The organism is Streptomyces laurentii (assembly GCF_040635425.1).
Taxonomy (GTDB): domain Bacteria; phylum Actinomycetota; class Actinomycetes; order Streptomycetales; family Streptomycetaceae; genus Streptomyces; species Streptomyces laurentii.
In genome coordinates this window covers 46,581-73,224 of sequence record NZ_JBEYHT010000035.1, presented here as the reverse complement: position 1 = coordinate 73,224, position 26,644 = coordinate 46,581, and the positions used below count along the sequence as shown (strand labels likewise).

Genomic DNA, 26,644 nt, shown 5'->3' with positions numbered 1-26,644 from the left:
ACCATGGAGGGGCCGGAGACGGCGTGCACGCGGCCCGCGGATCCGGCAGCAGGGACCCAGGTGATCACGTATGTGTCGATGGCTCGCGTACTGGGGAACACCCGTGCTCCTCGATACGATCCTGTACCAGCCGGCCAACTCCCTGATCGACCAGAGCCTGCACTCCAAGCTCGGCGTCGAGACCACCAACGGCGACGGGTTCGGCGTCGGCTGGTACTCGGAGGAGAACCGCACCCCGGCGCTGCTCAGGGACATCGGCCCCGCCTGGAACAACCGCAATCTGCGGGAGCTGGCGGACCACGTCCGGTCGCCGCTGTTCTTCGCCCACATCCGGGCGTCGACGGGCACGGCCGTCCAGCAGTCGAACTGTCATCCCTTCCGGCACGGCCGGTGGATGTTCATGCACAACGGCGCGATCGCCGGATTCCCCCTCATGCGCCGCGAGCTCACCATGCTCGTCGACCCCGAGCTCTACCCGGAGATGGAGGGCACGACGGACTCCGAGGTGCTGTTCTACCTGGCCCTCACCTACGGGCTCGACCGGGACCCGCCCGCCGCCGTCGCCGAGACGGCGGGCGTCGTGGAACGGATCGGGCGCGAGCACGGAGTGGAGTTCCCGCTCCAGATGACGATCGCCCTCACCGACGGCGAGCGCGTCTGGGCCTTCCGCTACTCCACCGCGCAGGCGTCCCGCTCGCTCTTCTACAGCAGCCGGGTGGAGGCGCTGCGCAAGCTGCACCCCGACATCGGCTTCCTGGCGCACATCTCCGACGAGACCCGCCTCATCGTCTCCGAGCCGCTCAGCGACCTGCCCGACGCCTGGAACGAGGTGCCGGAGAACAGCTACGGCGTGGTCCAGCCCGGGGAGGACGAACTGCATCGGTTCACCCCCGTAGCGGCCTGACGACGGCTTCACCGCACACTGGCCCGCCGCCCGTTCCGGGAACGTCCGTCGGCATGGGCCCCGGCCGGAGATCGCCCGGAGATCGCCCGAAGACCGGCAGAAACTCTCGGACTCGGCCCAGGCTGACACCCCGCCGCGCCCCCGGGTTCGCCACCACCGCCTCGGACAGGAACAATCAGGGTCCACGGGCCGTACCCTCATGGCCCCACGGGGAGGTGGCAGGCAAGTGGAGCAGCTGACGCAGCACGACCCGAGGAGGATCGGGCCCTTCGAGGTGCTGGGCCGGCTCGGCGCGGGCGGCATGGGCCTCGTCTATCTCGCGCGCTCGGCGTCCGGGCGGCGCGTGGCGATCAAGACCGTACGGACGGAACTCGCCGAGGACCAGCTGTTCCGGGTCCGCTTCACCCGCGAGGTCGAGGCCGCGCGGGCGGTCTCCGGCTTCTACACGGCGGCCGTCGTCGACGCCGACCCGCGCGCCGCCGTGCCGTGGCTGGCCACCGCGTACGTCCCCGCTCCCTCCCTCGAAGAGATAGTGAACGAGTGCGGGCCGTTGCCGGCACAGGCCGTGCGCTGGCTCGCGGCCGGTGTCGCCGAGGCCCTGCAGTCCATCCACGGCGCCGGCCTCGTCCACCGCGACCTCAAGCCGTCGAACGTCCTCGTCGTCGAGGACGGCCCCCGGGTGATCGACTTCGGTATCGCGTCCGGCGTCTCCAACACGCGTCTGACCATGACCAACGTCGCCGTCGGCACCCCCGCCTACATGTCGCCCGAGCAGGCCCGCGACTCGCGCGGCGTCACCGGCGCCAGCGACGTCTTCTCGCTCGGTTCGATGCTGGTCTTCGCCGCCACCGGCCACGCCCCGTTCCACGGCGCCAACCCGGTCGAGACGGTCTTCATGCTGCTGCGCGAGGGCCCGGACCTGGAGGGTCTGCCGGACGAGCTGCGGCCGCTCATCGACGCGTGCATGCGGATGGACGTCGGCCAGCGGCCCACCCCGGCCGACCTGCAGGCCATGCTGGCCCCGCATCTCTTCGACTCCGGCGCCGCCGGCGACGACTCCGGTACGGCCGCGGCCTGGCTGCCCGAGTCGGCCACCGAGATGATCGAGACCCGCCGGGGCGGGCGGCCCAACCCGCCGCGCCCGGCCGCCGCCCCGCCGATGCCGTCGCGTCCGCCGCGGCCCGCGGAGGCGTGGGACGGCGGCGACCCGCGCGCGGCGGCCGGCCGGCACGCCGGTCCCGCCGCCCCCGCGCCCTCGCACGCGCCCTCGCACGCGCCCTCGCACGCGCCGGTGTCGGCGCCGCCGGTCGTCCCCGGTCCCACGCCCGCGCCGGTTCCGGCCGCCGCGTCCGTGGCGGACGCCGGTCCGGTACGGCTCGGGGGCGCCGCCCACCCGATCGGCCCCGGCCCCCGGGTGGCCGACACCCGCGCCGCCCTGGCCGTCGGCCCCGGTGCCGCCGCGGGCACCGCCACCGGCTGGATCCGGCCGCCCGGCGGCGGCACGTACGGCACCCATGGCGTACCGAGTACGCATGGTGCGCCGGGTACGCACGGCGCACCGGGTCCGCACGGCGCGCACGGCGCCGAACCGGGCCCGCCGCCCGGCGCGCGCCCCCTGCCCGGCACCGGACCGGGCACCGGCACCGCGCCCGCGCCCCAGGGCCCCGGCCACTGGCGGCCGTGGCGTTTCCGCATGTCGAACGACGTGTGGGGCACCCCCGTCGTCGACGGCGAGCTGCTCTACGTCACCTCCTTCGAGGTGCACGCGCTGGACACGGCCAGCGGCCGGCGCCAGTTCAAGACGCGGGACGTCGCCTGGTCGATGGCGGTGGCCCAGGGCCGTATCCACGCCTCCGACGGGCCCACGCTCTACGCGCTCGACGCCCAGGACGGCAGCGAGCGCTGGCGGCTGCACACCGACGCCTGGGTGTACTCCCTCCAGGTGGACCGCGGCACCGTCGTCACCGGCACCCGGGGCGGCGGCGTCCAGGCGTGGGAGGCGTCCAACGGCGCCAAGCTGTGGGAACTGAGCGGCGCGCAGACCGACTTCGAGACCGTCGAGGGCGGGCCGGCGGTGCACGGCGACACCGTGTACGTGTGGCGGAACGCCCGCCTCCAGGCGCTCGACGCCCGTACCGGCACCGAACGCTGGTCGTACCCGATCGGCGACGCCGCCTCCTGCGCCCACGTGCCGCTGCGGCTCGCGCCGGCGGAGGACGGCTGCGTGTACGTCGCGGCCGGGACGCGGGTGCTGTCGATGGACATCGCGACCGGGCACGTGCGCTGGCACTTCGAGGCGCCGGCGGTCTTCGTCTCGCCGCCCGCCTTCGCGCCCGGCCCGGCCGTCACCGGCGGCGGGGTCTACCTGGCCGACCACCTCGGCACGGTATACGCGCTCGACGCGACCACCGGCCAGGACCGCTGGCGGATCGCGACCGAGCCGCGGCAGTCGACCGAGCCGGTCCTGGTCGCCGCCGGGCACGTCCATGTCGGCAGCGGCAGCGCGCTCTACACCCTCGACGCGGTCACCGGCACCCCGAAGTGGCGGTTCGCGGCGGGTGGCGAACTGATCGGCACCCCGGTCGTCGCCGACGGGCGGGTGCACTTCGGCTCGGCCGACCACGTCCTCTACACCCTGGACGCGGCCGGCGGTCAGCTGCGCTGGAAGCTGGCGACGGGCGGCGAGATCACGGGCTCGCCGGTGGCCAGGAACGGCGTCGTCTACGCGTGCAGCAAGGACCGCTGCGTGTACGCGCTGGACGCGGTGAAGGGAACGGCGACCAACCGCGGCGCGTGAGCGCGGAGCCGGGGCTACGGCACGGTCCCCGGCGCATCGGCGTCCAGCTCGCACCAGACCCGCTTGCCGGTGGCGACGCGCTGGACGCCCCACCGGTCGGCCAGGGCGTCGACGAGGAGCAGCCCCCGGCCGGACTCCTCGTCGAAGCCGGTCGGTCGGGGCGCGGGGGCCGTCGACCGGTCGGTGTCCAGGACGTCGATACGGACGGTGGTCCCGGCGCCCCCGATGACGCGGGCGGCGCGGGTGACGGCCACGCCGACCCGCCGCGAGTCCGTGTGGGTGACGGCATTGGTGACCAGCTCGGAGACCAACAGCCGCGCGATGTCGGCCAGTTGATCCAGGCCCCAGGAGGCGAGGGCGAACGCGATGTCGCGCCGCGCCTTGCCGGGGGCGGTGTCGTGGGCGGTGTACTTGGCGAGATAGCCGGGGGCGGTGCTCGGACTGGTCTTCATCGGCGGCCTTGGCATTCCGGGGCGGGGTTCAGTGGTCGGCGGGGCGGTGCGCGAACGCCGACAGGGTGGTGTCGTCGATCTCCGCGCGCGTGATCTCGCGTATCAACTGGTCGGCGACGACGCGGTGTACGCGGGGATCGTCGAACAGGACCACTTCCGGGGCGCCCAGGGCCTCGCCGGTCGGCGCGTACACCGTGCCGCGCACTCCGACGACCTCGGCCTCGGTCACGCGGAGGGCGAGCACGTCGCCTGGCGGGTCGTCGCTCGCGCGCAGCGCCCGGGCGGCGTCGGCGAGGCAGAGGGGCGGCACGTCGACCAGGAGGGGACCGGCCGGGAACCCGGCCCGCCGTACGCCGGCCGCCGGCAGGACCCACAGCATCCCGCGCCGGTCCACATCGGGACGGCCCCCGCACCCGGCGCACCACAGGGACTCCATGGCGGCGACCTGGCGGTGGGTGTGCGCCGACCGGCGGAGCAGGATTCCTTCGACGGTGCGGTCCTCGGGCCGTTCGTCGGGGTAACTCGCCCTGCCAGACGGGTTGATGACGATCTCGGCGGCGTCGACGGGGTACTCGTGCGCGGCGGGGTCCGGGTCCGGGTCCGGCAGCGTCTTCACATAGAGCGGGACGCCGGGGCCCCGCCGGCGGGACGGCTCGACGGCCATGGTGTTCAACTCCGTGCGGAACCGGTGCCGTTCGTGCCGGCTGAGGGTGGTGCTGGGGGCGGTGCTGAGGGATTTCGTCATGATCGGCCTCGGCTCATGGGGAGGGCGAAGGGGACGCATAGGCAGCGCAATCACGCCGAGTGGTGAAACGGCGACATTGTGTTGCGAACAAGGTCAGCATGGCAGTGAAATAGCCACAAGGAAAGTCGTCCCGCAGAATTCTGCGGGTGAACTTGTAGGCACGAACTACCGTGCGAAATAAGCGAGTTGGTGAAACGCTTTGAATGTTCTACCGTTTGCTCGAAGCTGCATTGCGCAGCCTGAATGTTCAACGTCAGACTGTGAGTTGTACGGGAGAGAGGGCGGGGATGACTGACATCGGTACGCCTGACGCACCTGCCATCGAGTCGGCGACGCCCGCCCTGTGTCGTCTGCACCTCGGCGTCGAGCTTCGCAAGCTGCGCGAAAGCCGGAACATGAAGGGTGCGGAAGTCGCGCGGCGGCTCATCTGGGCAGGCTCCAAGATCACGCGCCTGGAGACCGCGGACAACGGAGTCGTCGAACCCTCCGACGTGATGGCCCTGTGTGCGCTGTACGGCGCCTCCGAGGAGACCCGTGACGTCCTGATGGCGTACGCGACCGTCACCAAGACCAAGCGTGACTGGTGGCAGAAGCCGGACGTCAGGGACGTCATCACACCCAGCTTCAAGGCGTACCTCGGGCTTGAGGCGGTCGCGTCCCAGGTGAAGAACTACGAGAACGAGTATGTGCCGGGCCTGCTCCAGACCGAGGCGTACGTCCGCGTGATCCTCGGGCGATCCCATGCTGGCCTGGCCCCGGAGCTGATCGACAAGCAGGTCGCGGTCCGGATGACGCGGCAGGAGGCGCTCACCCGTCGGCTGGCCCCGCTGGAGTTCATCGCCATCATCAGCGAGTCGGTTCTGAGGCGGCCTGTGGGCGGACGCGAGGTGATGCGGGCCCAGCTCGCCCACATCGTGGAGATCGCCGGCTCGCGCCCGAACGTGAACGTGCAGGTCATACCGTTCTCGGTCGGTGCGCACCCCGGCATGAACGGGCCCTTCACGTTCCTCACGTTCCCGGCCCCGGGAACGTTGAAGCCCATTGTCCACCTGGAGAACCTGACCGGCGCGGGTGTATCCCGTCGCGAGCAGGATCTGAAGAGGTACGAGGCGTCGTTCCGTGGGCTCCAAGCACTCGCTCCGGGATACGAGGAGTCCCTGAGCTTGATCGAAACCGCGAGCAAGGAGATGTGATGACCCGCGCCGATGACCTGTCCGTGGACTGGTTCTCATCGAGTTACAGCAACGATCAGGGCGGACAGTGCGTTCAGGGGGGCCTCTGCCCGAACGGTGACATGGCCGTCCGGGATTCGAAGGATCCCCACGGTCCGGCGTTCCGGTTCTCGGCGGGTGCCTGGACCGGCTTCGTGGAGCACGTGAAGTCCGGCCGCTGATTCCGGCGTGACCACGAATGCCCCTCCTCGAATGCGTCGGGGAGGGGCATTCGCGTAGCCATATTCGGGCAACGGAGGGTAGGTAGCCAGGACTTGGGGCGAGGGCCGTGAGCACCTGGAAGGCCATGTCGGGGCCGACGGCATCATTCGGGCCGTGGATCTGAGAACGGAACTGATACCCCCGTCGGTGAGCCGGCAACGGTTGGACGAGCTCTCCCGCAAGATCGAGCGGATCGCCCGTGTCCTGGCTGGCGCCTGTGGCCCTGGTGCCGCCGACCAGGTGGCCTCGATCTCCGAGGTACCTCCACGGCATGGAGGAGGGGCGGGGCCGTTTCGCGCGAGTGGCATGAGCATGCGCGGGTGGTGGGGGAGTGCGCGGGCAGCACACGGATGCGCGAGAGACGCGACGACACGCCGGTGGGCCACCCGGACGAGTGATTGTGACGCTGTGCGCACGGATCGACACTCGTCGTACTCGGAGGGTCCGTGTGGCTCTCCCGGCGTGAGAGGAACAGGCATGGACGCAACCCAGTCTCCGGTCCCCGTGGCACCGCGGGTCGTGGAGAGTTCGCAGGCCGCCGAGCGCGACCAGAAGCTCGCGCAGATCGGCGGCAACGTCGGTGCCATCTGGCGGGGCTGGTGGACGTGGGGCCCGGGGAACGGGGTCTGGAACCTCCAGATCCCGTGGAACGTCATCGGGGTCAACTCGACGGTCGTCATCACGGCCTCCGAGATCGACGGCAACGGGAACCGGTTCGTCGGCGCCGCGCCCTTCCAGGTGTCGAGCATCGCTCCCGCCGCCGGGGTCGTGACGTTCAAGATCAACATCGACTGGAGCAGCCCGCTGCCGATGCGCACCGATGTCGTGGTCTTCAACTGAGCCAACCCCTCCGGCCGGCCAGGCCGCGTCGGCCGCGTAGGCCGGCCGTCGCGCCGACCCGGTGACGCCGCCCGCTCACAGCCGTGTCGCCGGCGGAGTCGGCGCAGCACGAGACCCCAGGCGCGATGAGGGCGCCTGGGGTCTCCTCACGTGTGGGCCAGGGGTCCGGCGTCGAGGCGGTGATGTGCGCGGTCGGCGTCACGGCGTTCAGCGGAAGACGCCCTGTCGCCCGAGCGGCGGCCCGGAGGAGTCGGCCCTAGATGTTGCCGGCGGCGATGTCGTCGGCGGGGCCGCCGATTTTGGTCCAGGACGGTCCGATCCCGTCGTAGCTGTATACGGCGTCCCGGCCCGGAGTGAGTCCGTAGACGGTGTCGGTGGCGACGGCGAACGAGTAGCCGGGGCCTCCGGTGTACCGCCAGCTGTCGGGGGCGCCGAGGTAGGTGTACAGGTCGCCGGTGTCGGGATTCGTGGCGATGAGGCCGCGGCCCCATTCCCCGGTGAAGATCCGGCCGGCGGGACCGCCGACCCGGGTCCAGGAGCTCCCGGAGCCGTCGTAGCGGTACACGGCGTCCAGACCCGGGGTGAGTCCGTAGACGGTGTCGGGGGCGACGGCGAAGGATGCGCCCGGGCCTCCGATGTACTCCCAGTTGTCGGGGCTGCCGAGGTAGTGGTAGAGGTCGCCGGTGTCGGGGTTGGTGGCGACGAGCCCCCAGCCGCCGGCGAAGATCTGGCCCGCGGGGCCGCCGATCCGGGTCCAGGAGTTGTTGAAGCCGTCGTAGCTGTAGACGGCGTCCCTGCCCGGGGTGAGTCCGTAGACGGTGTCGGGGGCGACGGCGAAGGATGCGCCCGGGCCTCCGATGTACTGCCAGTTGTCGGGGCTGCCGAGGTAGTGGTAGAGGTCGCCGGTGTCGGGGTTGGTGGCGACGAGTCCCCAGGGCCCCGCGATGATCCGGTCCGCGGGGCCGCCGATCCTGGTCCAGGAGCTCCCGGAGCCGTCGTACAGGTACACGGCGTCCCTGGTCGGCGTCAGCGCGCAGATGTTCTTGGTCACCTTCACCTTGGCCCGGATCACCTGACGGCACACCTGGCAGAAGGGGATGCTCAACTCCTTCATCTTGCAGTCGTATTCGGGCCGGTAGTAGCCGCAGTGGTAGTAGCGTGCGCCCTCGAAGCAGCCGACGGTGCCGGTGGGCACCGGGCTCGGCTGCGGATCCACCGTCCGGCAGTTCGGGTTGGACGTCGTGGGCAGGCTGGTGGTCGGGGCGACCGCCCAGCCCCACTTCAGGGTGTCGCGGTCGTTGTTCTGCGTGACGTTGGGCTGAGACGGCTCACCGAGCGGGGCGACGTCGTGTCCGGTCTCGACGTTGTCGCAGGCGTAACACGGGTACTCGTCGGCCAGTCCGTACGCCGTGTGGCCGAGCTCGTGCAGGGCGATCTCGGTCGCGCCGCCCGCGAGGGAGTAGACGCCGATGGAGCCGCCGCTCCCTCCGTAGACGGTGGAGTTCACCACGACGATCGCGACGGTGAACTCCGGGACCTGGGCGGCGGCCGTCTGGAGCACGGTCGTGATGTCGCAGACCAGCAGGCGTCTGATGCCGTTCGAGCCGAAGGTGGAGTCGAAGTACGTGGCGGGTGTCGCGCCGGTGCCGCCCGTGCTCGTCGGGTCGTCGGCGCCCGAGTCGGTGGACGTGACGTTGACCCGCCATATGTTGATCGGCCGCCCGATCGTGTCGTACGGCGGGGTGCTGGTCAGCGCGGTGACGAAGTCGGTGCAGGCGTTGTCGAAGTCGGTCTGCTGCGTGCTGGTGAAGCCGTCGCCGAGCAGGACGAGGGTGAACGCCCGGTTGCGCGGGGCCGTTCCGTGGATCTGGGTGCTGCCCAGGACGGAGCCGTCGGAGGTGGTCATCGCGGTCCCCTCTCGCTTATCGCTGGAGACGGAAGGTGGCGAGGTCGACGTCCCGTGCCGCTTCGGCGGACGGGCCGGTGGCGCCTTCGCGCAGTTCCTCGCGCCCGGGAGGCGCGACGTGGACCACGGCGATCCGGGTGGCGTCGGCCGGCGCGGGGACGACGACGGTGAACGCGCCGCGCGCTTCCACGTTCACCCGGGTGATCGGCTCCGTGTGGTTCTCCGGGAAGACCTCGGCGCTCTGCAGGAAGGCTCCGTGCGCGGCGACACGGGCGAGGCGCTGACCGGAGTCGTCCCGGGTCTCCACGACGAAGTCGCCAGGTCGTGCCTCGGCGCCCGCGCCGAGGTCGCCGACGACCGTGTCGACCGGATGCTGGGAGACAAGGCGTACCGAATCGCCCTCGTACTCGAAGATGAGGCGCAGGGCCGGGGCGGGGGCCGTCTGCTGCGGGTTGTTCATGACATCGCCTCTTCGGAGGGTGTGACGCCGGTGTGACGCCGGGGCCGCACGCCAGGGGTCCCGCGAGGCCGATGCGCGGCCGATGCGTGTACGTACGGCCGGGGCCGGAGGAGAGCCGGCGGCGGCCGGGGGCCCGGGCGGCGGGAGTTGCTCCGTCCCGTCCCGGGAGGGCTCGGCCGCGAGGAAGTCGGCGAGGCGCGGAACGACACAGGCCGCCTCGCCCCGCCGGGGACCGGAAGAGACGCACGGCCCTGCGAGGAGCGTTCGGCTCACCCCATTTTATCGCCGACCGGATGCGCGTGCTTGTCGGCGCCAGGGCCGTTCTCCGCCGTGCGGCCCGGGGGTTGGGGCACGGACCGGCGGAAGACCGTGGTGCCGAAGGGTGTTGTGCCGGGTATGAAGACCGGCGACGCCACGCTGAGCACGCACGACCTGGTCTTCACCCACCAGGTCCAGATCAAGGGGCTGCACATCGGCGCGCCGGCGTCCGCCGCGCCCGACCTCTACCGGTCGCTGCTCGCCGAGATCGAGGCCCTCATCGCCGACGGCGTATACCCGCCCGGCACTCCCCAGGTGCATCCGCCGGCCGAGGGGGCGGCGGTGCTGCGGGAACTGGAGTCCGGCCGGGCCCGCGGCAAGCACGCCCTCGACCCCTGGCGCTGACCCGTACCCCGTTCACCCGTGCCCGTTCCTCTACCTCGTCCCGGTCGCGTCGTTGACCCGGCCGGGTGCCGGCTGGTGCGCGGGCCCGCGAGCCGTAGTGGAGTGGAGGAGTCCGGGCAGGCTCGTCTCGACATCTCGTCGACCGGCGCACGACACGAACGACAGGGACCAGACCCCGTGAGCCGACATCACGCTCCTCCGCACCTCGGGACCCCACCGGACCAGGCGCCCGCCGGCGAGTCGCGCTGGCCGATGGCCCTGGCCGTGGCGGTCGCCATGGTGCTGACGATGCTGCTTCCGGACACCCTGCGGCTGGCGCCGCGCTGGGTGCTGCCGTCCGTGGAAGGCCTGCTCCTGCTGACGCTCATCGCGGGCGACCCGGGCCGGATCGACCGGCGCGCCGCGTGGCTGCGCGCGGTGTCGCTCGCGCTGGTCTGCGTCCTGTCGGTCGGCGCCGTCTGGTCGACTCTTCAGCTGGTCAAGGACATCGTCACCAATGGAAGGGAGACGGCGTCCGCGACGAGCCTGCTCCAGGTCGGCAGCGCCGTCTGGGCCGGCACCGTCCTCGCCTTCTCCCTCCTGTTCTTCGAGCTCGACGGCGGCGGCCCGGCGGTGCGCCTCCACCGCCGACCCGCGTATCCGGCCCTCGCCTTCCCGCAGCAGATCGAACCCCGGCTCGCCCCCGCCGGCTGGCAGCCCCGCTACGTCGACTACCTCTATCTCGGTCTGACCAACGCCACCGCCTTCAGCCCCACGGACGTCATGCCGCTGACGCCCTGGGCCAAGATGACCATGGCGGTCCAGTCGCTCGTCTCCCTGGTCATCCTCGGCCTGGTCGTCGCGCGGGCCGTCAACGTCCTGACTTAGGGACCTGGGGATCCAAGCGGCCAGGAACGGGAGCGGGGGCGGGAGCAGGACGGTGAGGCTCCTCGGTGGTCAGGCCCTCGAGTCGGTCACCCGTCCGGGTATCCCGCGGGGTCGGCTACGCGGGCCCGGTCAGCCACCAGCGCTGGCCACCGCTGCCGGTGTAGTCCCACTGGATCGCCTTGGCGCCGTTCGCGGTGCTGCTCGAACCGATCGCCAGGAATTTGCCACTGCCCATGTTGGTCAGGAAATCGTCAGTCATGGACCAGCGCTGGCCACCGCTGCCGGTGTAGTCCCACTGGATCGCCTCGGCGCCGTTCGCGGTACTGCTCGAACCGATCGCCAGGAACTTGCCGCTGTTGTAGTTGGAGATGAAGTCGTTGGTGATCCACCAGATCTGCTCCGGGCTGCCCAGGCAGTCCCATTGAATCGCGTTCGCGCCGTTCGCCTTGCTTCCTGAACCGATCGCCAGACACTTGCGGCTGTTCAAGTTGCGAATCGTGTAGTAGCCGGTGGGTGCGATGTAGGAAGCGGAATCCGTACCCGCCCCGCGGGAGGCGGAGGCCCGCGCGACGGCTTCCTTCACGCGTTTGGCCTGCGCCGGGTACCGGCTTTCGAGGTTCTTCACTTCCTCCGGGGTGAGCCTCGCCAGCGCTGATCTGGCAACCTGCCGTGTGGTGACCGGCTCCGGTTCCGTCGGGGAAGCCGCGGCAGGAGCCACCATCGCCAGGGATGCCGCAGAGACCAGGCCGGCGAGTATCTTGGCGGTACGGGCCATGATCGTTCCTTTCTCGAAGAATGCGTATGGAATTCGGGTGCGCCGAGATGGATTTCACTCGTTGATCGCCGAATCAAAGATACGCGCGTGGCGTGATAGCCCGTCAATGCGGTGTTGTTCCGTGCGGTCACGAGAATGGCCGAGATTATCCGCAACCATTCTGGAAGTCGGCAACACGTGAGTGCTCGGCGTCTCATGCCTGGTGGTCTCCGGCAACTGGATGTGGTCATTCCGGGTTCCACGAGGAGTGAGCCGATGGCGTGTGGGGTGCGCTTGGCCAGAATTCGACTGCCGGTAACGCCGTGCCGTATCGCGGAAAAATGGGCATAGGGAATCGACTGGACACCCGCGCATTTGCGGAATGCCGCCGCAGTGCGCCCGCTGCTCGCTTAGGCCACGGGGACGGCTTCGGCGTCCAGGTGGCAGTCACGACAGAGGCCCGGTTCGGGGGCGCGGAAGACGCGGTCGCAGCCGTCGCAGTTCACCCAGTCGTCAGGGGCCGGGGCCGTCGGCCGGGCGGGGCGGCCGGGAGCGGGAGCAGGGTGACAGGACGGTGGCGCGAGGCGAGCTTGTGTGCTGCTGCGCCGCTCGGAAGGTTGGGAGCCCAGCCTCAGTCCGTGCCTCCGCCTGATCGAATCTGGCGGCACCCTACTCCGGGGCGCCCGCAGATCGATACGGTAGCCGTCTGTAGCTGACTGGGTACCGAAAGCGGGGCCAGTGTGGGGAGCAAGGGCGTTACCTTCGGCAAGTTCATCGCGCTCCGCCGCGCCGAGCTGGGTTGGACTCAGATCCGGCTCGCTGCTGAACTCGGCCATAGCGAGGCATGGATGTCGCAGGTCGAGCGTGACCTGCAGCAGGTCAAGGACCTCACTCTGTTACGCCGACTTGCGGATGTACTGGGCAGTGACTTCGGTGAACTGATCGCGCTGCCGCAGCCGGCCTCCGCCCGGCCGAGATCCCGTTCCCGGAAGACCGCCTCCGCTACGCTGACGAGCACTTCCGCCGCCGAGGAGGACGATGTGCGACGCCGCCCATTCATGGTCCTGGCGGCTGCCGCCCTGTTCGCCCCAGCATCCGACCGGCAGGCCGCGGCGGCTGAGCAAGCGCCGTTGGCCTCCTTGGAGGATCTCCTGCTGTATGGGACGGCCGGGGTTCCGGCACCCCGGCATGATCCCACCCTGGAGTCCGTTGCTGCCTCGGTGATGATGTCCCGTCAGGACTTCAAGGCGGCCCGCTACGGCGTCCTGGCCAAGGCCCTGCCTGGCCGGATCGCCGCAGCCGAGATGGTCGGCACAGCGGAGGAGCGGGCGCGAGGTGTTGCCCGGCTCTACAACCTGGCTGTGCGGTTGTGTATCAAGGCCGGCGACAACAATCTGGTCGCCATCACCGCCGACCGCGCGCTCACATCTGCCCGCGCCGGTGGTGATCCGCTGGTCACCGCCGAGGCGCAGCGCATGGTTTCAAGCGCCTGGCGGCGCCAGGGCAGTCTGGCTCGGGCGACCGACATCGTGGTGGTCGCGGCGGAGGACTTGCTTGCCGATACCTCGGTGCCCGAGTCCGAGCGGTTGGCTGCCCGGGGCGACCTGTATGCCACCGCCGCGTACACCGCCGCAAAGGCGGGTGACCGCGCATACGCGTACTCGCTGATCCGCGAGGCAGCCGACAGCGCCGCCTCTGCAGGCCGGATCTCCGGCCTGGTGGACGGTATCCAGAGCGTCGCCCTGCACGAGTTGTCGGTGCACTATGAACTCGGCGATGTCGGCCGGGCGATCGAGCTGGCTACCACGATCGACCCCACCGCGCTGCCGACCACCGAGCGCCAGGCCCGCTTCTTCACCGATGTGGCCCGCGCGTTCGACCAGTGGGGCAAACCCGAGCAGTGCTACCGCGCACTGCTGGCGGCCGAGAAGGTGGCCCCGCAGGAAATCCGCCGCGGCGCCGTCCGCGAACTCGCCACCGACCTGCTGCGGCACGACCGCAAACTTCCTGGTCTCCGGGGCTTCGCTGCCCGCGCGGGCGTGCGGTTCATCTGATCCGTAGCCGGACTACGGCCCGTAGTCCGGCTACGGATATGGCATCCCCGAACGCGGTTCTCTGGTGGTGCACCAGCGCCCAGCCGGTGCACCGCGCCCTGCTTGGGCCGAGCTTCGCCATCACCAGGAGCCGTGCGATGCCGAATACCACTGCTTTGCCCCCGGAACCCGTCGACCGCCCCTGGTGCTGGTCCACTGGCCGGGCACCGCTTGGGTAGCCGTCTGAGCAGAACGCCGCGAACAAGCGCCACCGCGGGCAGCACCGCGACCTGGCCGGTGACCCTTTGAAGGCCGTCATCGTCGCCGGCCGTCTGGCAGTCCCAGGCCTACTCGGCCTGTTGGCCGAGCGCCAGGCGGACGGGCCGACCCCGCCCATCGCGGCCAGTTCCCCGGACGCCGAACCGCCCGCCTGACACCACCACCGGACTTCCTGCCCGGCCATGCCGGACAGGTCGCGGCGCCACAAGGTGCCGTCGCGAGGTCGGCAGCGCGCCGACCTCGCGGGATTCGAGTTCCAGCAGAGAGGACGAACCGATGAAGGACCTGTTCCACACCGAGATCACCGGCGAGCAGGATGATGCCTCGCTGATCGAGATCGGCGACCTGGCCGCCCTGACCGAGGGGCAGGGCGGCGGCAACAGCGAGGACAAGCGCCGCGCCTACAACAGCTGATCCGCCCGGGTGCCGCCACCCCGCTCAGAGGGTGGCGGCACCACCTTGTTCCCGCGGAGGAAGTCGTGATCTTCGGAGGATTCAGCACCACAAGTCCCCACGTACCCTTCCCTGTTGGCGCTGCCATCGTCGGCTCTCGGAGTTGGCGCCTCGGTGGCGTTCCGGCGCGGGCCCTGACCGGCGGCGCCGGCCAACGCATGCTGGTCGTGGGTCGGTGCGGCGCCAGCGACTTTGAGCTGTCCCTGTTGGCCCGGGCCATCCCGCCCGGCGATGTCACCTGGCGCTGGCCCGGCGCCTACACCGTGATCGAGGAGAGTGCCACCGCCGTGGTGGTGCACACCGATCCGGCCGCCGCCCAGCCCGTCTACGCGACCCGCTGGAAGGGCGGGTGGGCCTGGTCGACCTCCGCTCGGCTGCTGGCCGGCCTGACAGGGGCATCGGTCGACGTCCAGCGTCTGGCCTGCGCAGTGTTCCTGCCTTCGGTGCCTGCCCTGGCCGCAGGCCGGTCCTTCTTCGATGGTGTTCACCAGCTTGCGCCCGGCTCTCGGATCGTACTGCCCGCTGACGGCACCGATCCGATCGTCACCACGACATGGCGGCCGGATCCGGTGTTCGGTCAGTCGCCCGACATTCGGCTCCACGACGCATTGGCTGCAGCTGTCTCCTTGCGCACGGCCGCAGACCCGGGACTGTCGTGCGATCTGTCCGGCGGCCTGGACTCCACCAGCATCGCGGCGCTTGCCGCTACCTCTCTGCCTGCCGGGCGCCATCTGAACGCGGTAACCGTCCACCCTCGCGGTGATTTTGACGGAGCCGATCTACACCACGCCCGGCTGGCCGCCGCCCGCTACCCGCGTCGCATCAGCCACCACCTGCTGCCGCTGACCGAGCAGCACCTGCCCTACACCTCCATCACCGATGTGCCGGTGACCGATGAGCCGGCGCCCTCCACACTCACCCGGGCCCGCATGATGGGCCAAATGGTATGGATGCATGACGCGTTGGGCACTCGGATGCATCTGACCGGTGACGGCGGCGACAGTGTCCTGTTCCAGCCCCCGATCCATCTCGCCGACCTGATTCGCCACCGCCGGCTCCGCCGAGCGGTGAGCGAGGCGTTCGGCTGGGCGAGGCTTAGGCACACTTCGGCCGGCCCACTGTTGCGGGACGCCGTGCGCACCGCCCGCACCGGTCGCAGTGCCGCTCTGGCCGCACTCGTGGACACGGTCGGGGCGCCCGGGCGCAACGACCATGGCCGGGTCACCTGGTTCCCGCTGCTGCCGCACCCGGCGTGGGCCACCGAACTGGCCACCGGACTGCTGGCCGAGGCCGTCCGCCAGGCTGCGGCCTCGACCGATCTATTGTCAGGCATGGACTTCGCCGTGCGGGTTCTGGTGGACGAGATTCGCGAGGTCGCCCGCACCGCAGCGGCGGACGCCCAGCTTGCCGCCGCGTCGGGCATCGAGATGCACAATCCGTTTCTCGACCCGCTGGTGGTGGACGCGGTGCTGGCCACCCCGCTGGGGCACCGGCCGCCATCGCACATCTACAAGCCCACCCTGTCCCGGGCCATGGCCGGTTTGCTACCGCCGAAGGTCGCCGCCCGCAGCACCAAGGGCAGCTTCGACGCCGACCACTACACCGGGCTACGGGTCAATCTGGCCGATCTGTCCACTCTGGCCGACGGCTACCTCGCCACGCTCGGCCTGATTCATCCTGGCCGGTTCCGCCGCCACCTGGCCCAGGCCGCGGCCGGGCTGCCCATGCCTTTGGCCACTCTCGAACAGGCGCTGGCGGCCGAAGCCTGGCTGACCGCCCACCGACGTGACGACGCCTCCATGTGGACAACCAGCCCCGCAAGGAGCGAGCCTCATGACTGATCTGCCCGCCTCCGCCGCCCTGCCGCCGCAAGTCCGTGCCGCTGACTTCGGGCACGTCCTGGTCCTCGTCGATTACCGCACCGGCCACGTCCAGGGCCTGCTGCCCGCCGCCGCCGAACGCTTCCGCGAAGCTGCTCGCACCGGCCGGCCCGCACCGCTGCCCGACATATTGGCTGCCCAGCTCCTGGACGCCGGACTCCTTGCCCCCGCACCGGTGGCACGGCCGTGGAAGGTGATCGAGGCTGCCACCGCGCCCCCGAGCTGGGGCGGCACCGAGCACCCCGCCGGCACCACCCGCCCCGCTCCCGTCCCTCAGCGAGCCCTGCTCAGCGCTGCGGGAGCCCTCGCTGCGGTCGCCGCCGTCAAGACGGCCGGGAACTCCCGCACCACGATGCTCCGGGTGCTGCGTGCCGTTCACCGGGCCGCGTCAACCTGCCGCCGCCCGGCCACTCTCGAACAGGCGACGGCCGCCGTCCTCGCCGTCCGCGCCGCCGGACGGCACTCCCCGGGCCGGGCCGCCTGTCTGGAGGAGTCCGCCGCCGCCGTGCTGCTGCTGGCCGCCCGGCGTCTGGCTGTCACCTGGTGCCACGGGATCGCCGCTGACCCCGTACGGCTGCACGCCTGGATGCAGACTATGGACGGCACCCCGGTCGCCGAGCCGCCCTCGACGCTCGCCTACACGCCCATCCTCACCATCGGAGGCCGCCATCAACGCCAGCCCTGAACCTCTCATCTGGGTCCGCGACGCGACCTGCGGCCTTGGCCCCTACCGCGCCGACCTCGTGGAGACCTATTGGCGGTGGGAGCAGGACCCCGCCCTGCTCGTCGGCTACGGCCGCCAGCAGCCCGAAGCCCTGGAAGCGCGCATGGAAGGCATCGCCCACCAGCTCCGCGGCGACAACATCCGCTTCACCGTCTACGACCTCACGGGCGACACCCCTGTCCCGGCCGGGGTCACCACCCTGCTGCCGGACCCGTCGGTGCGAACCGCCGAGTACGTGGTGATGCTCGCCCCCGAAGCCCGCGGCAAGGGCCTGGGTACCGCCGCGACCCACCTGACCTTGGACTACGCCTTCCACATCACGAACCTGCGGATGGTCTGGCTCAAGGTCCTCGCCCCGAACAAGGCAGGCGTCCGTGCCTATGAGAAGGCCGGCTTCCACCCTGCCGGCACGCTGCGCGAAGCCGGGTACTGGCTCGGCAAGGTATGCGACGAACTGATCATGGACGCCCTCGCCGCCGACTTCACCGGCCCCTCCGCGATCCTCCCCCTCATGCGATAAACGACTGGCCAGTAAGCCGTTCCGAGGCATCACCTGGGGATCTAAGCGGCGGGGAGGGATTCCGCTTCGAGGCGGCAGTCGCGGCACAGGCCCGGTTCGGGGGCGCGGAAGACGCGGTCGCAGCCGTCGCAGTCCACCCAGTCGTCAGGGGTTGGGGCCGCCGCCCGGGTGGCCGGGAGCGGGGGCGGGAGCAGGACGGTGAGGCGGTGGGCGAGGAGGGCCGCCGGGCTGTGGAGGGGCTCGGGCAGGCAGGCGGAGAGGGTGCGCAGGGCCGCGTCCGGGTGGGCGCCGTTGTCGAGCCAGGCGGTGAGACCGGGAGCCAGACGCTCGATGTCGCGGGCGGAGAGCAGCAGCCGGGGGTCGTGGAGCCGGAGGCGCGCGAGCAGATCGGCGGCGGGGCGGTGGCGCGAGGGGAGCGGGGTGGGCTGTACGGGTCGGGGTTCGGGGTCGGGGTCGGGCACGGGCGCGGGCTCCGGCGAGGGCGCGGCTTCCGGTGTCTGCTCCGGCCCGTCGTGCTCCGGCCCGTCGTGCTCCGGCTCGTCGTCCGGCTCCTCCGGCTCGGGCTCGAAGTCCGGCTCCCAGACGGGTACGGGCTCGGCCTCCGGCTCCGGTGCGGGCGGGGGCGCGGGGGTCTCGCGTACGGCCTCCCGTACGACGTCTCGTACGGCCTCCCGTACGGTCTCGCGTACGGCCTCGGGCTCAGCCTCCGGGAAGTTGTACGAGGTCGTGCGCGGCACGATCCGGCCGTCCGGCAGCCGCTCGCGGGTACGGCCGAGGTAGCCGTACGTCTCCAGCTCGCGCATGGCCCGGGCGACGCGCATCTCGCTCTCCGGGAAGCGCGACGCGATGGCCTTGATGCCGACCGAGGCGCCTTCGGGCAGCGACTGGAGGTAGACCGCCAGCCCGATCGCGATCAGCGACAGCGCGCGGTGCTGGGCGAGGTGGTTGCCGACGATCGTGAAGCGGCTCGTGTGGCGGACCTTCACGTGAACGAGGCCGAAGGCGTGCGAGGGCACGCTAATGTGCGGGGAAGCCATCGGGAAGTTGTGACCTTCCTCGGTGGTCAGGCCCTCGATCGGGATTCGCAGTCCCGGCCGGGGGCCGACGCATGTCTGGGGTTGTCGCGGTGAGCATATGCCCGACAACCCGCTCCAAATCCAGTCCACTTGGCCTAAATCACCCGTCAGGGTGACGGGGTCTCTGGGGTTGCCGGGGAGGCTGGAGGGGAAGGGCGGGGTTCTTCCCCACGTACTTGAAGTCATTTACGTCGTGGGCATCCACGTCGCGATTCCCCGCGTCGTGAAAACCCGCGACGCGGATGGCATATGCCCTCGCGCTCGCCCCAAGTGACGTGTTCCTACGGATTGGTGCCCGGGGCGACGTACCCCGCGCCGATGCCGTTGTCGGACTCCGGGACGCACTCGGGGACTTCGGTCACCACCGACATCGAGAGCGTGCCGATCCCGCCGTCGCCCGTCAGCGTCGGCACGAACAGCAGGTGGTCGCCCTCCGGGACGGCGCTCGGCCTGATCAGCGAGAAGCGCCCGTCGATCCCGCGGCCCCCGTCCTCTCCGGGTTCGGGGAACACCTTCGAGGAGTCGAAGCCGACGTCGTAGGGGACCTTGGTCGTGCACGAGGCCGAGAACGTCGTCACCACCGCGGGAACACCCGCCTTCCGCAGGGTGGCCTGCAGCCCGGCCACCCCCTTGGCGCTCATGACCTTCACGGCGATCATGCCGTCCGGGGCGGACTTCACCACGTAGTCGGCCGTGACGATGTCGATCTTCTGCCCGCCCGACGGACCGGCGGGGGTCCGCTCGCCGGACGTCCCGCCGGCCAGGGGCACGGCGACGGCCACGGCCGCGGCGGCCGCCGCGGCGCCGATGGCGAGGGTCAGCCGGGGGCGCCGGACGAGGGCCGGGGCGCGGCGGCCGGTCGGGGCGGTGGCGTCGAGAGCGGCCAGGGCGGCCGCGCGGGCGGCGAGTTCGCCGGCGAGCTGCTGCTTGAAGTGCGCGGGGCGCGGGGGGCGCGGGTGGGTGTTCACTGGGCGGCCTCCAGAACGGAATCGCGGCGGTCGGGGTGCTCGGGGTGCTCGGGGTGGTGCGGGGCGGTGGCGCGCAGTGCCTTACGGGCGCGGTGCAGCCGGACCCGGGCGGTGGCCGAGCTGATGCCCAGCGCCCGCGCCGCCTCGCGGACGGTCAGCCCGTCCAGGGCGACCAGGCCGAGCAGCTCGCGCAGGGGTTCGGACAAGGAGGCGTGGGCGGCCGCCATGTGCCGGGCGGCGCGGGCGGCGTCGATCCGGCCCTCGATGGCGCTGATGTCCTCGTCGTCCAGCAGCCGCCGGCCGCCGATCCGGGCGACCGCGCGCTGTTCACGGGTGCTGCCCCGGAAGTGCGCGGAGAGGGTGTTGCGGGCTATGCCGTACAGCCAGGCGACGGGCGTACCGCGCCGGGCGTCGTAGGTGTGCGCGTTCTCCAGCGCGGCCACGAAGATGTCCGCCGTCAGGTCGGCGGCCAGGTGCGGACTGTCGACGCGCCGGGTGACGAAGCCGAGCACCGTGTCGAACTGCTGCTCGTAGAAGGCGGCGAACCCGGCGGGGTCGCGCGCGGGTGGTGCGCTGGGATGCTCCGCTGGCACAGAGGGCTCCTAGGGGCAGTGCGGCGTGTAATGCCTTACACCCCTACTTGGACGCGGCGCTCCGAAGTGTTACATCACCGGCCGAGAGCCCGTCGTTCGCCGGAGCCGGAGCCGGAGCCGGAGCCGGAGCCGGAGCCGGAGCCGGAGCCGGAGCCGGAGCCGGACTTGACGGATGTCCGTCCGGACCAGGCCAAGGGCCGGGCGTCGCGCACAAGCCCTCTATACCGGGTTCCTGATGGGCGGCCGGTAGGCCCTTCGCCGGTCAGGGCTACTCGATGTCCGTGACCAGCTGCGTGCGGGCCGTCTCGAAGAGTTCCCGCTGTCGGGTGAGACGGTCGCCGCCAGCCCTGCGGGAGGGCGGGCGGCGTCGACGGGGCCGCGGAAGTCGCCGAGGCGGTCGAAGTTGTTGAGGGGGTCGGGGAAGTCGAAGGATTCACGGAGGCCGTGGCGGGGGAGCGCGCATCCGTGTGCGGGCGCGGCGCCGACGCGCCGTGGAAGGGCGGCACTCCGAAGATGCCGAGCAGGATGCCGGCCACCGCCGCCATCGCCGAGATCAGGGCCGCGATCTCCCCCAACCGCCTTACGGGAGTGCCGCCTTGTCCCGGATCATCCGCCACCTGCCCCCCGCTCACCGTCGCGCACACGAGTGCCTCGGATCATCATTGAACGGGACGGCGGCCCGCGCCGGAAGACGGCGGCTACGGCTACGGCTGCGGCGGCCGGTAGTCCGATGGCGGTGACGGCGGGGGCGGCGGCGGGTTCTCGTCGTACCGGGTGCCGGTCGCCGGGGGTACGGAGTCCACCCGGCCCGCGTGCCGCGCCCGGTACGACGGGCGGCGGCCGGACATGACGGCCGCGCCGACGAGCAGCAGCACGCCGCCGCCGACGGCCATCGCGACCCCGTCGCCGAGTCCGCGCCCCTGGGAATCGAGGGAGAGTCCGTTCTGGACCTGGGCCACGCGCACCATCCACAGGACGGTGAACCCGAGCACGATCAGTCCGGCGAGCGCGACGGCCAGGCGCGAGCGCAGGACCACGCCGACCACGGTGACCAGGACGGCGAAGGCGTACGGGAGAAGAATCGAGCCGATGACCTCGGCCCGGACGTCCGTGATGCCCCCGAACAGATCCTGAACGCGGTAGTCGCGGCCGGGACGGCCGTCGTACCAGGCACGGAAGGGGCTCCATACGGCGGCCGTCGCTCCTGCGAGTGCCAGGACCGAACCCACGATGTTGCGGATCACCGTGCGGCCTCCCTTCGGTCGGCTCTCGGTCACGACGCTACGCCGGGTCCTGGGGGGTGTCCTGTCGAGCGGACGGCGACGCTAGGGTGACGCGTACACGTCTTATCGAGCGGGTGGGGGAACGGGGAAATGATCCGCACCAGGCTGAAGCTCGCGGCGACCCTGACGGTGGTCGTCCTCGCGCTGACCGGCTTCCAGACCGGACGCGGCGGTCACGGCAGTCACGGCGGCAGTGGCGGCGGCAGCAGCGACCACGGCAAGAGCGACGACTCGGGCGGCGGCTGCTCGACGTCGAGCAAGAAGAACCACTACGACGACGATGACGACGACTACGGATCGGGGTCCGGCTCCGACTCCGGGAACGGCGACGACAGCTCCTCGTCCTCGCCCTCGCCGACCGCCTCCGTCGCGCCGGACGTCGAGGTCGTCGTGGTCGACTGCGTGAAGCCGGCCGAGAAGAAGCGGAAGAACCGGGCGGCCCGGAAGGCCGACACCACCGCCACCGTGCGGGTGAAGGCGAAGCCAGGGGTGACGGGCCTGTACCGGGTCGCCCTGACCTTCCAGGAGCGCGAGAACGTGCCGGTCGACAGCGGCGAGATCCTGGTCTCCGTCGACGGCACGAGCGAGAAGCTGTACGACGTCAAGATGAAGAACCCGGGGTCCGTCGACAAGGCGAAGATCTGCACCGTGGGCAACGTCTGGGAGGACGAGACGGCCACGATCCCGCCCGCCCAGCCCCGCTAACGGATCCTGACCCCGGCTTCCTCTCCCTTGACGCGCCGGGTGAACAGTCCGGCCTGCCGTTCCGGCGGCAGGTTCCCCAGCGCGATCAGGTGCGGGGCGTGCGCCAGCGCCTGGGACCTGGTGGGCTCGCGGGCCGACCACAGGGCCCGTACGGTGCCCTGCACGGCCTCGGTCGGGTACGCGGCGAGGGTGGCGGCCGCCTGCCGCGCCGCCGCCAACGCCCCACCCCGTACGGTCAGTTCGGAGACCAGCCCGATGGTGTGCGCGCGCTCGGCGGAGATCCGTTCGGCGGTGCCCATCAGTGCCATCCGGGCGGCCTCCCCGTACGGCATCCGCTGCGCCATGAGGATCGACTCGTAGGCGCTGACCATGCCGTACGTGGTGTGCGGGTCGAAGAATTCGGCGCCCTCGCCCGCGATCAGGAACTCGGCCTCGCCGAGCAGGTAGAAGGCCCCGCCGCAGGCCATGCCCTCGACGGCGGCGATGACCGGCTTCCACAGGTCGTTGGACTTGGGTCCGATGGCGAGGAGTGGATCGTCGATCGTGAACGGGGAGGCGGGCTGCGGCAGTTCGGCGACCGAGGTGCGATCGACGCCGGTGCAGAAGGCTCGTTGGCCGGCGCCGGTGACGACGATCGCGCGGACGTCGTCCTCGTACCGGAACCCCCGCCAGGCGTCGGAGAGTTGGCGGGCCATGGCGAGGGTGAGGGCGTTGTGCCGGGCGGGCCGGTCGAGGGTGACGACGGCGACTCCGGTGCCGGTGTCGCGTTCCACCGTGATCGTCATCCGCGCTCCAGGAGCCAGCGCGGCACGGTGATCCCGTCGATCTCGGCGAAGACCACCTTCACGGGCGCGCCGATACGCAGCCGGGCCGGGTCGACGGAGTCGAGCGGGGCGTCGGGGGCGGCGACGACGTTGCCGGCGAGACGGATGCGGGGAGAGTCGGAGAGTTCGACGAGGACCGCGTTGTAAGGGGCCTGGGCGGCGTAGTCGGGCAGCAGCGGCGGGTGGGGGACGACGAACGACCAGATCCGGCCGCGCCCGGACACCCGGCGCCAGGTGCTGTCGAACGACTGGCAGTACGGGCAGCAGGGGCGGGGCGGGAAACGCGGCTCATCGCAGGCGCCGCAGGTCTGGACGCGCAGTTCGCCCCGGGCGGCGTACTCCCAGAAGGGCGCGCCGTCCTCGTCGATCACGGGTGTGAGCATCGGGAACTCCTCGATTCTTCAAGCATGATGCCGGGGCGGGGGCCTCAGGTCCGGAGGAGGACAGCCGAGGTGGGGACGCCCTCGCCGGCGGTGACCAGGCAGGTCGAGGCGCCGGGCACCTGGGCGGTGGAGTCGCCGCGGAGCTGCTTGACGCCTTCGGTGATGAGGTTGAAGCCGTGGACGTACGCCTCGGACAGGCCGCCCCCGCCGGTGTTGATCGGCAGCCGGCCGCCCGTCTCCAGGGCGCCGCCCTCGGTGAACGCACCGCCCTCGCCGCGCCCGCAGAAGCCGTAGCCCTCCAGGGAGAGCGGGACGAGGGGCGTGAAGGCGTCGTAGATCTGGGCGACGTCGACGTCCGCCGGTCCGAAGTCGGCTTGTTTCCACAGGTGCCGGGCGGCGGTCCAGGCGGGGCCGGAGAGCGGGTCGTCGGTCCAGTAGTTGACCATGCCGTGGTGCTGGGCGGGCAGGCCCTGGGCGGCGGCGTGCACGTAGACCGGCCGGCGGCGGCAGTCGCGGGCGCGCGCGGCGGAGACGATCACGCAGGCGAGGGCGCCGTCGGTCTCCAGGCAGTTGTCGAAGAGGCAGAGGGGTTCGCTGATCCAGCGGGAGGTCATGTACATCTCGCGGGTCAGCGGGCGCTCGTACATGATCGCGTCGGGATTCTGGTTGGCGCGGTTGCGGCAGGCGAGGGCGACGTTGAAGAGATGGTCGCGGGTGGCGCCGTACTCGTACATGTAGCGGCGCGCGAGCATGCCGATCTCGTCGGCCGGCCGCAGCAGCCCGAACGGCCGGGTCCACTGCCCCGGGGTGGCCAGCTGGGCGCTGGTGTTCGTCCAGGGGCGGGGGCCCGAGCCGCGCTTGCGGGACCGCCAGGCGACCCCCACGGTGGCCTGCCCGGTGGCGACGGCGGCGGCGAGATGGCCGATCGTGGCGCACGAACCGCCGCCCCCGTAACCGACCTTGGAGAAGAAGGTGACGTCCCCGGCGCCGATGGCCTTGGCGACCTCGACCTCGTCGGTCTCCTCCATGGTGTACGAGGCGAAGGCGTCGACCTCGGCGGGCGCGATGCCGGCGTCGTCGAGCGCGGCGAGGATCGCCCGGCAGGCCAGGGTCTTCTCGGACTCGGGGAGATGTCTGGCGAAGGGCGTCTGGCCGATGCCGACGATGGCTGTGCGGTCCTTGAGCACGGCAACCCCCACGGTGCGCCTCATTGCTGACAGTCCGTCAGGCTACCGTTAATCTGACGATGAGTCAGGTAGCTGGTGTCGGTGACCGGAGGTGGGCGGCCATGGAGTGGGAACCCGGTTCGGTGGGGGAACTGGTGCGGCGGGCGGCGGCGCGGTACGGGCCGCGTGAAGCGGTCGTCGAGGGCCGTACCCGGATCACGTACGCCCAGCTCGGCGCCCGGGTCGAACGCGCGGCGGCCGCCTGCCTCGCCGCCGGGATACGCGCCGGCGACCGGGTCGCCGTCTGGGCGCCGAACTCCCTGGACTGGATCGTCTCCGCACTCGGCGCGGTCACGGCCGGCGCCGTCCTCGTCCCCCTCAACACCCGCTTCAAGGGAACCGAGGCGGCCGACGTCCTGGCCCGCTCGCGCACCCGCCTGCTGTTCATCACCGGCACCTTCCTGGGCACCTCGTACGTGGCCTCCCTGCGCCGCTCGGGCGTCGAACTGCCCGCGCTGGAACGGGTGGTGGTGTTCGGCGACACCGCACCGGACGAGCCCGGCTACACCACTTGGCGTTCCTTCCTCGCGGGTGGGCGGGGGGTGGACCCGGCGCGGGTACGGGCGCGGGCGGACGCGGTGATGCCCACCGACCCCTCCGACATCATCTACACCTCCGGCACCACCGGCCGCCCCAAGGGCGCCGTCATCACCCACGAACAGTCCCTGCGCTGCTACACGGTGTGGAGCGAACTCGCCGGCCTGCGCGAGGGCGACCGCTACCTGATCGTGAACCCCTTCTTCCACACCTTCGGCTACAAGGCCGGGGTGCTCGCCTGCCTGCTGCGCGGCGCGGTGATGATCCCGCAGCCCGTGTTCAGCGTGGAGACCGCGCTCGCGCACATCGCCGCCGAACGCGTCACCGTCCTGCCCGGCCCGCCCACCCTCCACCAGTCCCTCCTCGACCACCCCGCCCGCGCCGCCCACGACCTGTCCAGCCTGCGCCTGGTCGTGACCGGCGCGGCCGTCGTCCCGCTGCGCCTCGTCGAACGGCTGCGCACCGAGCTGGGCGTCGGCACCGTCCTCACCGCGTACGGCCTCTCCGAGGCGAGTGGACTGGTGTCGATGTGCCACCAGGACGACCCGCCCGAGACCGTCGCCCACACCTCCGGCCGCGCCATCCCCGGCACCGAACTCCGCCTCTCCGAGGCGGGCGAGATCCTGGTCCGCGGCCCGCACGTCATGCGCGGCTACTTCGAGGACCCGGAGGCGACCGCCGCCGCGATCGACCCGGACGGCTGGCTGCACACCGGCGACGTCGGCGTCCTGGACGAGGCGGGCAACCTGCGGATCACCGACCGGATCAAGGACATGTTCATCGTCGGCGGCTTCAACGCCTACCCCGCCGAGATCGAACAGCTCCTCGGCCTCCACCCCGACATCGCCGACGTCGCCGTCATCGGCATCCCCGACCCCCGCCTCGGCGAGGTCGGCAAGGCCTTCGCGGTCCGCCGCCCCGGCGCCCGCGTCACGGCCGACGACCTGATCGCCTGGTCCCGCCGCGAGATGGCCAACTACAAGGTCCCCCGCGAGGTCGAATTCCTCCCGCACCTGCCGAGAAACGCGAGCGGAAAGGTGCTGAAGGGGGAGCTGCGGGCGCGGTAGGGGAGGGGGCGGGGTGCGCCCGGGAATGAGTGGCGGCCCGAGACGCCAAGAGGCCCGGACCGGTCACCCGGCCCGGGCTCTCCCCCTTGGGCGCGCGCATGCGTGCGTCTTCCCCCACCCCGGTGACGTCCGGTCCCCACCGTTCGCCCCCGAGGTGCGCCGATCATGCCGCAGGCGCGGCGGGGGCGCGAAGCGGAGGGGGCGAATTCGTCAGGTTGCCGCTGGTTTCCGAGCGGGCGGGTGCCCCATGTGGAAGAGCCCTGAACCTGCGA

26 protein-coding genes are annotated in these 26,644 nt (G+C 71.4%); 14 read left to right on the top strand and 12 right to left on the bottom strand.

All coding sequences use genetic code 11. The annotated features are described in order from the left end of the window. Positions 1-70: 70 nt before the first annotated feature. Both ABZ693_RS21795 and afsK read left to right on the top strand, forming a co-directional pair. A complete protein-coding gene (locus ABZ693_RS21795) occupies positions 71-904 on the top strand; it encodes a class II glutamine amidotransferase (RefSeq protein WP_359879692.1) in 834 nt (277 codons plus the stop codon). A 226-nt stretch (positions 905-1,130) separates the two neighbouring features. Then, positions 1,131-3,701: a protein serine/threonine kinase AfsK gene (afsK, locus tag ABZ693_RS21790; protein ID WP_359879690.1), complete on the top strand. Its 2,571-nt coding sequence runs from the start codon at positions 1,131-1,133 to the stop codon at positions 3,699-3,701. 14 nt (positions 3,702-3,715) lie between these two features. Here afsK and ABZ693_RS21785 read toward each other — a convergent pair whose 3' ends face one another. Continuing rightward, positions 3,716-4,153: an ATP-binding protein gene (locus ABZ693_RS21785; RefSeq protein WP_359879687.1), complete on the bottom strand. Its 438-nt coding sequence runs from the start codon at positions 4,151-4,153 to the stop codon at positions 3,716-3,718. Positions 4,154-4,181: 28 nt separating this feature from the next. Continuing rightward, positions 4,182-4,898, bottom strand: coding sequence for a hypothetical protein (locus tag ABZ693_RS21780; protein WP_359879684.1), 717 nt, complete (start codon positions 4,896-4,898; stop codon positions 4,182-4,184). A 287-nt stretch (positions 4,899-5,185) separates the two neighbouring features. Here ABZ693_RS21780 and ABZ693_RS21775 point away from each other — a divergent pair, with 287 nt between their 5' ends. From ABZ693_RS21775 to ABZ693_RS21765, 3 genes are all read left to right on the top strand, one after another. Beyond that, a complete protein-coding gene (locus ABZ693_RS21775; RefSeq protein WP_359879712.1) occupies positions 5,186-6,091 on the top strand; it encodes a helix-turn-helix domain-containing protein in 906 nt (301 codons plus the stop codon). After that, a complete protein-coding gene (locus ABZ693_RS21770; protein ID WP_359879682.1) occupies positions 6,091-6,291 on the top strand; it encodes a DUF397 domain-containing protein in 201 nt (66 codons plus the stop codon). The genes ABZ693_RS21775 and ABZ693_RS21770 overlap by 1 nt, the downstream gene beginning before the upstream one ends. 517 nt (positions 6,292-6,808) lie before the next feature. After that, complete coding sequence (locus ABZ693_RS21765) at positions 6,809-7,171, top strand: hypothetical protein (protein WP_359879679.1); 363 nt, start codon at positions 6,809-6,811, stop codon at positions 7,169-7,171. A gap of 256 nt (positions 7,172-7,427) precedes the next feature. Here ABZ693_RS21765 and ABZ693_RS21760 read toward each other — a convergent pair whose 3' ends face one another. Continuing rightward, positions 7,428-9,077, bottom strand: coding sequence for a M64 family metallopeptidase (locus ABZ693_RS21760; RefSeq protein ID WP_359879677.1), 1,650 nt, complete (start codon positions 9,075-9,077; stop codon positions 7,428-7,430). A gap of 16 nt (positions 9,078-9,093) precedes the next feature. Then, positions 9,094-9,537, bottom strand: coding sequence for a hypothetical protein (locus tag ABZ693_RS21755; protein WP_359879676.1), 444 nt, complete (start codon positions 9,535-9,537; stop codon positions 9,094-9,096). Positions 9,538-9,933: 396 nt separating this feature from the next. On the opposite strand from ABZ693_RS21755, the gene ABZ693_RS21750 reads away from it, so the two are divergent. Next, positions 9,934-10,200: an MDR/zinc-dependent alcohol dehydrogenase-like family protein gene (locus ABZ693_RS21750; protein ID WP_359879673.1), complete on the top strand. Its 267-nt coding sequence runs from the start codon at positions 9,934-9,936 to the stop codon at positions 10,198-10,200. A gap of 177 nt (positions 10,201-10,377) precedes the next feature. After that, positions 10,378-11,067 (top strand): hypothetical protein, encoded by a 690-nt coding sequence (locus tag ABZ693_RS21745; RefSeq protein ID WP_359879671.1) that lies wholly within the window; start codon positions 10,378-10,380, stop codon positions 11,065-11,067. Between the two features lie 115 nt (positions 11,068-11,182). On the opposite strand, the gene ABZ693_RS21740 is transcribed toward ABZ693_RS21745, so the two are convergent. After that, positions 11,183-11,842: an RICIN domain-containing protein gene (locus ABZ693_RS21740; RefSeq protein WP_359879669.1), complete on the bottom strand. Its 660-nt coding sequence runs from the start codon at positions 11,840-11,842 to the stop codon at positions 11,183-11,185. A gap of 719 nt (positions 11,843-12,561) precedes the next feature. Here ABZ693_RS21740 and ABZ693_RS21735 point away from each other — a divergent pair. The 5 genes from ABZ693_RS21735 (at position 12,562) to ABZ693_RS21715 (ending at position 17,710) form a co-directional block, all read left to right on the top strand. Beyond that, positions 12,562-13,875: a helix-turn-helix domain-containing protein gene (locus ABZ693_RS21735; RefSeq protein ID WP_359879666.1), complete on the top strand. Its 1,314-nt coding sequence runs from the start codon at positions 12,562-12,564 to the stop codon at positions 13,873-13,875. A gap of 534 nt (positions 13,876-14,409) precedes the next feature. Then, entirely contained in the window at positions 14,410-14,547 is a 138-nt protein-coding gene (locus ABZ693_RS21730; protein WP_359879664.1) for an albusnodin family lasso peptide, read from the top strand. 65 nt (positions 14,548-14,612) lie between these two features. Next, the gene (locus ABZ693_RS21725; protein ID WP_359879662.1) at positions 14,613-16,427 is read left to right on the top strand and encodes an albusnodin/ikarugamycin family macrolactam cyclase; all 1,815 of its coding nucleotides are present in this window, start codon (positions 14,613-14,615) and stop codon (positions 16,425-16,427) included. Next, the gene (locus ABZ693_RS21720) at positions 16,420-17,151 is read left to right on the top strand and encodes a lasso peptide biosynthesis B2 protein (protein WP_359879659.1); all 732 of its coding nucleotides are present in this window, start codon (positions 16,420-16,422) and stop codon (positions 17,149-17,151) included. Before ABZ693_RS21725 ends, ABZ693_RS21720 begins: the two co-directional genes overlap by 8 nt. A 7-nt stretch (positions 17,152-17,158) precedes the next feature. Beyond that, a complete protein-coding gene (locus tag ABZ693_RS21715) occupies positions 17,159-17,710 on the top strand; it encodes a GNAT family N-acetyltransferase (protein ID WP_359879709.1) in 552 nt (183 codons plus the stop codon). Between the two features lie 41 nt (positions 17,711-17,751). Here ABZ693_RS21715 and ABZ693_RS21710 read toward each other — a convergent pair whose 3' ends face one another. From ABZ693_RS21710 to ABZ693_RS21695, 4 genes are all read right to left on the bottom strand, one after another. Continuing rightward, complete coding sequence (locus ABZ693_RS21710) at positions 17,752-18,747, bottom strand: helix-turn-helix domain-containing protein (protein ID WP_359879656.1); 996 nt, start codon at positions 18,745-18,747, stop codon at positions 17,752-17,754. Positions 18,748-19,067: 320 nt separating this feature from the next. Further along, complete coding sequence (locus ABZ693_RS21705; RefSeq protein ID WP_359879652.1) at positions 19,068-19,754, bottom strand: hypothetical protein; 687 nt, start codon at positions 19,752-19,754, stop codon at positions 19,068-19,070. Beyond that, on the bottom strand, positions 19,751-20,347 hold the full coding sequence (locus ABZ693_RS21700; protein WP_359879649.1) for an RNA polymerase sigma factor: 597 nt from the start codon (positions 20,345-20,347) through the stop codon (positions 19,751-19,753). The genes ABZ693_RS21705 and ABZ693_RS21700 overlap by 4 nt, the downstream gene beginning before the upstream one ends. A gap of 704 nt (positions 20,348-21,051) precedes the next feature. Then, entirely contained in the window at positions 21,052-21,591 is a 540-nt protein-coding gene (locus tag ABZ693_RS21695) for a hypothetical protein (protein ID WP_359879647.1), read from the bottom strand. Between the two features lie 129 nt (positions 21,592-21,720). Here ABZ693_RS21695 and ABZ693_RS21690 point away from each other — a divergent pair, with 129 nt between their 5' ends. Continuing rightward, the gene (locus ABZ693_RS21690; RefSeq protein WP_359879644.1) at positions 21,721-22,335 is read left to right on the top strand and encodes a hypothetical protein; all 615 of its coding nucleotides are present in this window, start codon (positions 21,721-21,723) and stop codon (positions 22,333-22,335) included. On the opposite strand, the gene ABZ693_RS21685 is transcribed toward ABZ693_RS21690, so the two are convergent. Genes ABZ693_RS21685 through ABZ693_RS21675 form a run of 3 tightly spaced genes read right to left on the bottom strand, consistent with a single transcriptional unit; the run spans position 22,332 to position 24,741 of the window. Next, positions 22,332-23,120 carry an enoyl-CoA hydratase/isomerase family protein gene (locus ABZ693_RS21685; RefSeq protein WP_359879641.1) on the bottom strand — a complete coding sequence of 263 codons (789 nt, stop codon included), beginning with the start codon at positions 23,118-23,120 and terminating at the stop codon, positions 22,332-22,334. The genes ABZ693_RS21690 and ABZ693_RS21685 overlap by 4 nt on opposite strands. After that, complete coding sequence (locus ABZ693_RS21680; protein ID WP_359879639.1) at positions 23,117-23,542, bottom strand: Zn-ribbon domain-containing OB-fold protein; 426 nt, start codon at positions 23,540-23,542, stop codon at positions 23,117-23,119. Before ABZ693_RS21680 ends, ABZ693_RS21685 begins: the two co-directional genes overlap by 4 nt. Positions 23,543-23,586: 44 nt before the next feature. Continuing rightward, positions 23,587-24,741 carry a lipid-transfer protein gene (locus tag ABZ693_RS21675; RefSeq protein WP_435842495.1) on the bottom strand — a complete coding sequence of 385 codons (1,155 nt, stop codon included), beginning with the start codon at positions 24,739-24,741 and terminating at the stop codon, positions 23,587-23,589. 89 nt (positions 24,742-24,830) lie between these two features. On the opposite strand from ABZ693_RS21675, the gene ABZ693_RS21670 reads away from it, so the two are divergent. After that, the gene (locus tag ABZ693_RS21670) at positions 24,831-26,372 is read left to right on the top strand and encodes a FadD3 family acyl-CoA ligase (protein WP_359879633.1); all 1,542 of its coding nucleotides are present in this window, start codon (positions 24,831-24,833) and stop codon (positions 26,370-26,372) included. Positions 26,373-26,644: the final 272 nt, after the last annotated feature.

Bases quoted from the DNA above. Each gene is read 5' to 3' on its own strand.
- ABZ693_RS21730 (WP_359879664.1), top strand. From the start codon at position 14,410: ATGAAGGACCTGTTCCACACCGAGATCACCGGCGAGCAGGATGATGCC.
- ABZ693_RS21740 (WP_359879669.1), bottom strand. From the start codon at position 11,842: ATGGCCCGTACCGCCAAGATACTCGCCGGCCTGGTCTCTGCGGCATCC.
- ABZ693_RS21765 (WP_359879679.1), top strand. From the start codon at position 6,809: ATGGACGCAACCCAGTCTCCGGTCCCCGTGGCACCGCGGGTCGTGGAG.
- ABZ693_RS21755 (WP_359879676.1), bottom strand. From the start codon at position 9,537: ATGAACAACCCGCAGCAGACGGCCCCCGCCCCGGCCCTGCGCCTCATC.
- ABZ693_RS21775 (WP_359879712.1), top strand. From the start codon at position 5,186: ATGACTGACATCGGTACGCCTGACGCACCTGCCATCGAGTCGGCGACG.
- ABZ693_RS21770 (WP_359879682.1), top strand. From the start codon at position 6,091: ATGACCCGCGCCGATGACCTGTCCGTGGACTGGTTCTCATCGAGTTAC.
- ABZ693_RS21785 (WP_359879687.1), bottom strand. From the start codon at position 4,153: ATGAAGACCAGTCCGAGCACCGCCCCCGGCTATCTCGCCAAGTACACC.
- ABZ693_RS21710 (WP_359879656.1), bottom strand. From the start codon at position 18,747: ATGGCTTCCCCGCACATTAGCGTGCCCTCGCACGCCTTCGGCCTCGTT.
- ABZ693_RS21690 (WP_359879644.1), top strand. From the start codon at position 21,721: ATGATCCGCACCAGGCTGAAGCTCGCGGCGACCCTGACGGTGGTCGTC.
- ABZ693_RS21720 (WP_359879659.1), top strand. From the start codon at position 16,420: ATGACTGATCTGCCCGCCTCCGCCGCCCTGCCGCCGCAAGTCCGTGCC.
- ABZ693_RS21685 (WP_359879641.1), bottom strand. From the start codon at position 23,120: ATGACGATCACGGTGGAACGCGACACCGGCACCGGAGTCGCCGTCGTC.
- ABZ693_RS21680 (WP_359879639.1), bottom strand. From the start codon at position 23,542: ATGCTCACACCCGTGATCGACGAGGACGGCGCGCCCTTCTGGGAGTAC.
- ABZ693_RS21760 (WP_359879677.1), bottom strand. From the start codon at position 9,077: ATGACCACCTCCGACGGCTCCGTCCTGGGCAGCACCCAGATCCACGGA.
- ABZ693_RS21795 (WP_359879692.1), top strand. From the start codon at position 71: ATGTGTCGATGGCTCGCGTACTGGGGAACACCCGTGCTCCTCGATACG.
- ABZ693_RS21670 (WP_359879633.1), top strand. From the start codon at position 24,831: ATGGAGTGGGAACCCGGTTCGGTGGGGGAACTGGTGCGGCGGGCGGCG.
- ABZ693_RS21750 (WP_359879673.1), top strand. From the start codon at position 9,934: ATGAAGACCGGCGACGCCACGCTGAGCACGCACGACCTGGTCTTCACC.
- ABZ693_RS21780 (WP_359879684.1), bottom strand. From the start codon at position 4,898: ATGACGAAATCCCTCAGCACCGCCCCCAGCACCACCCTCAGCCGGCAC.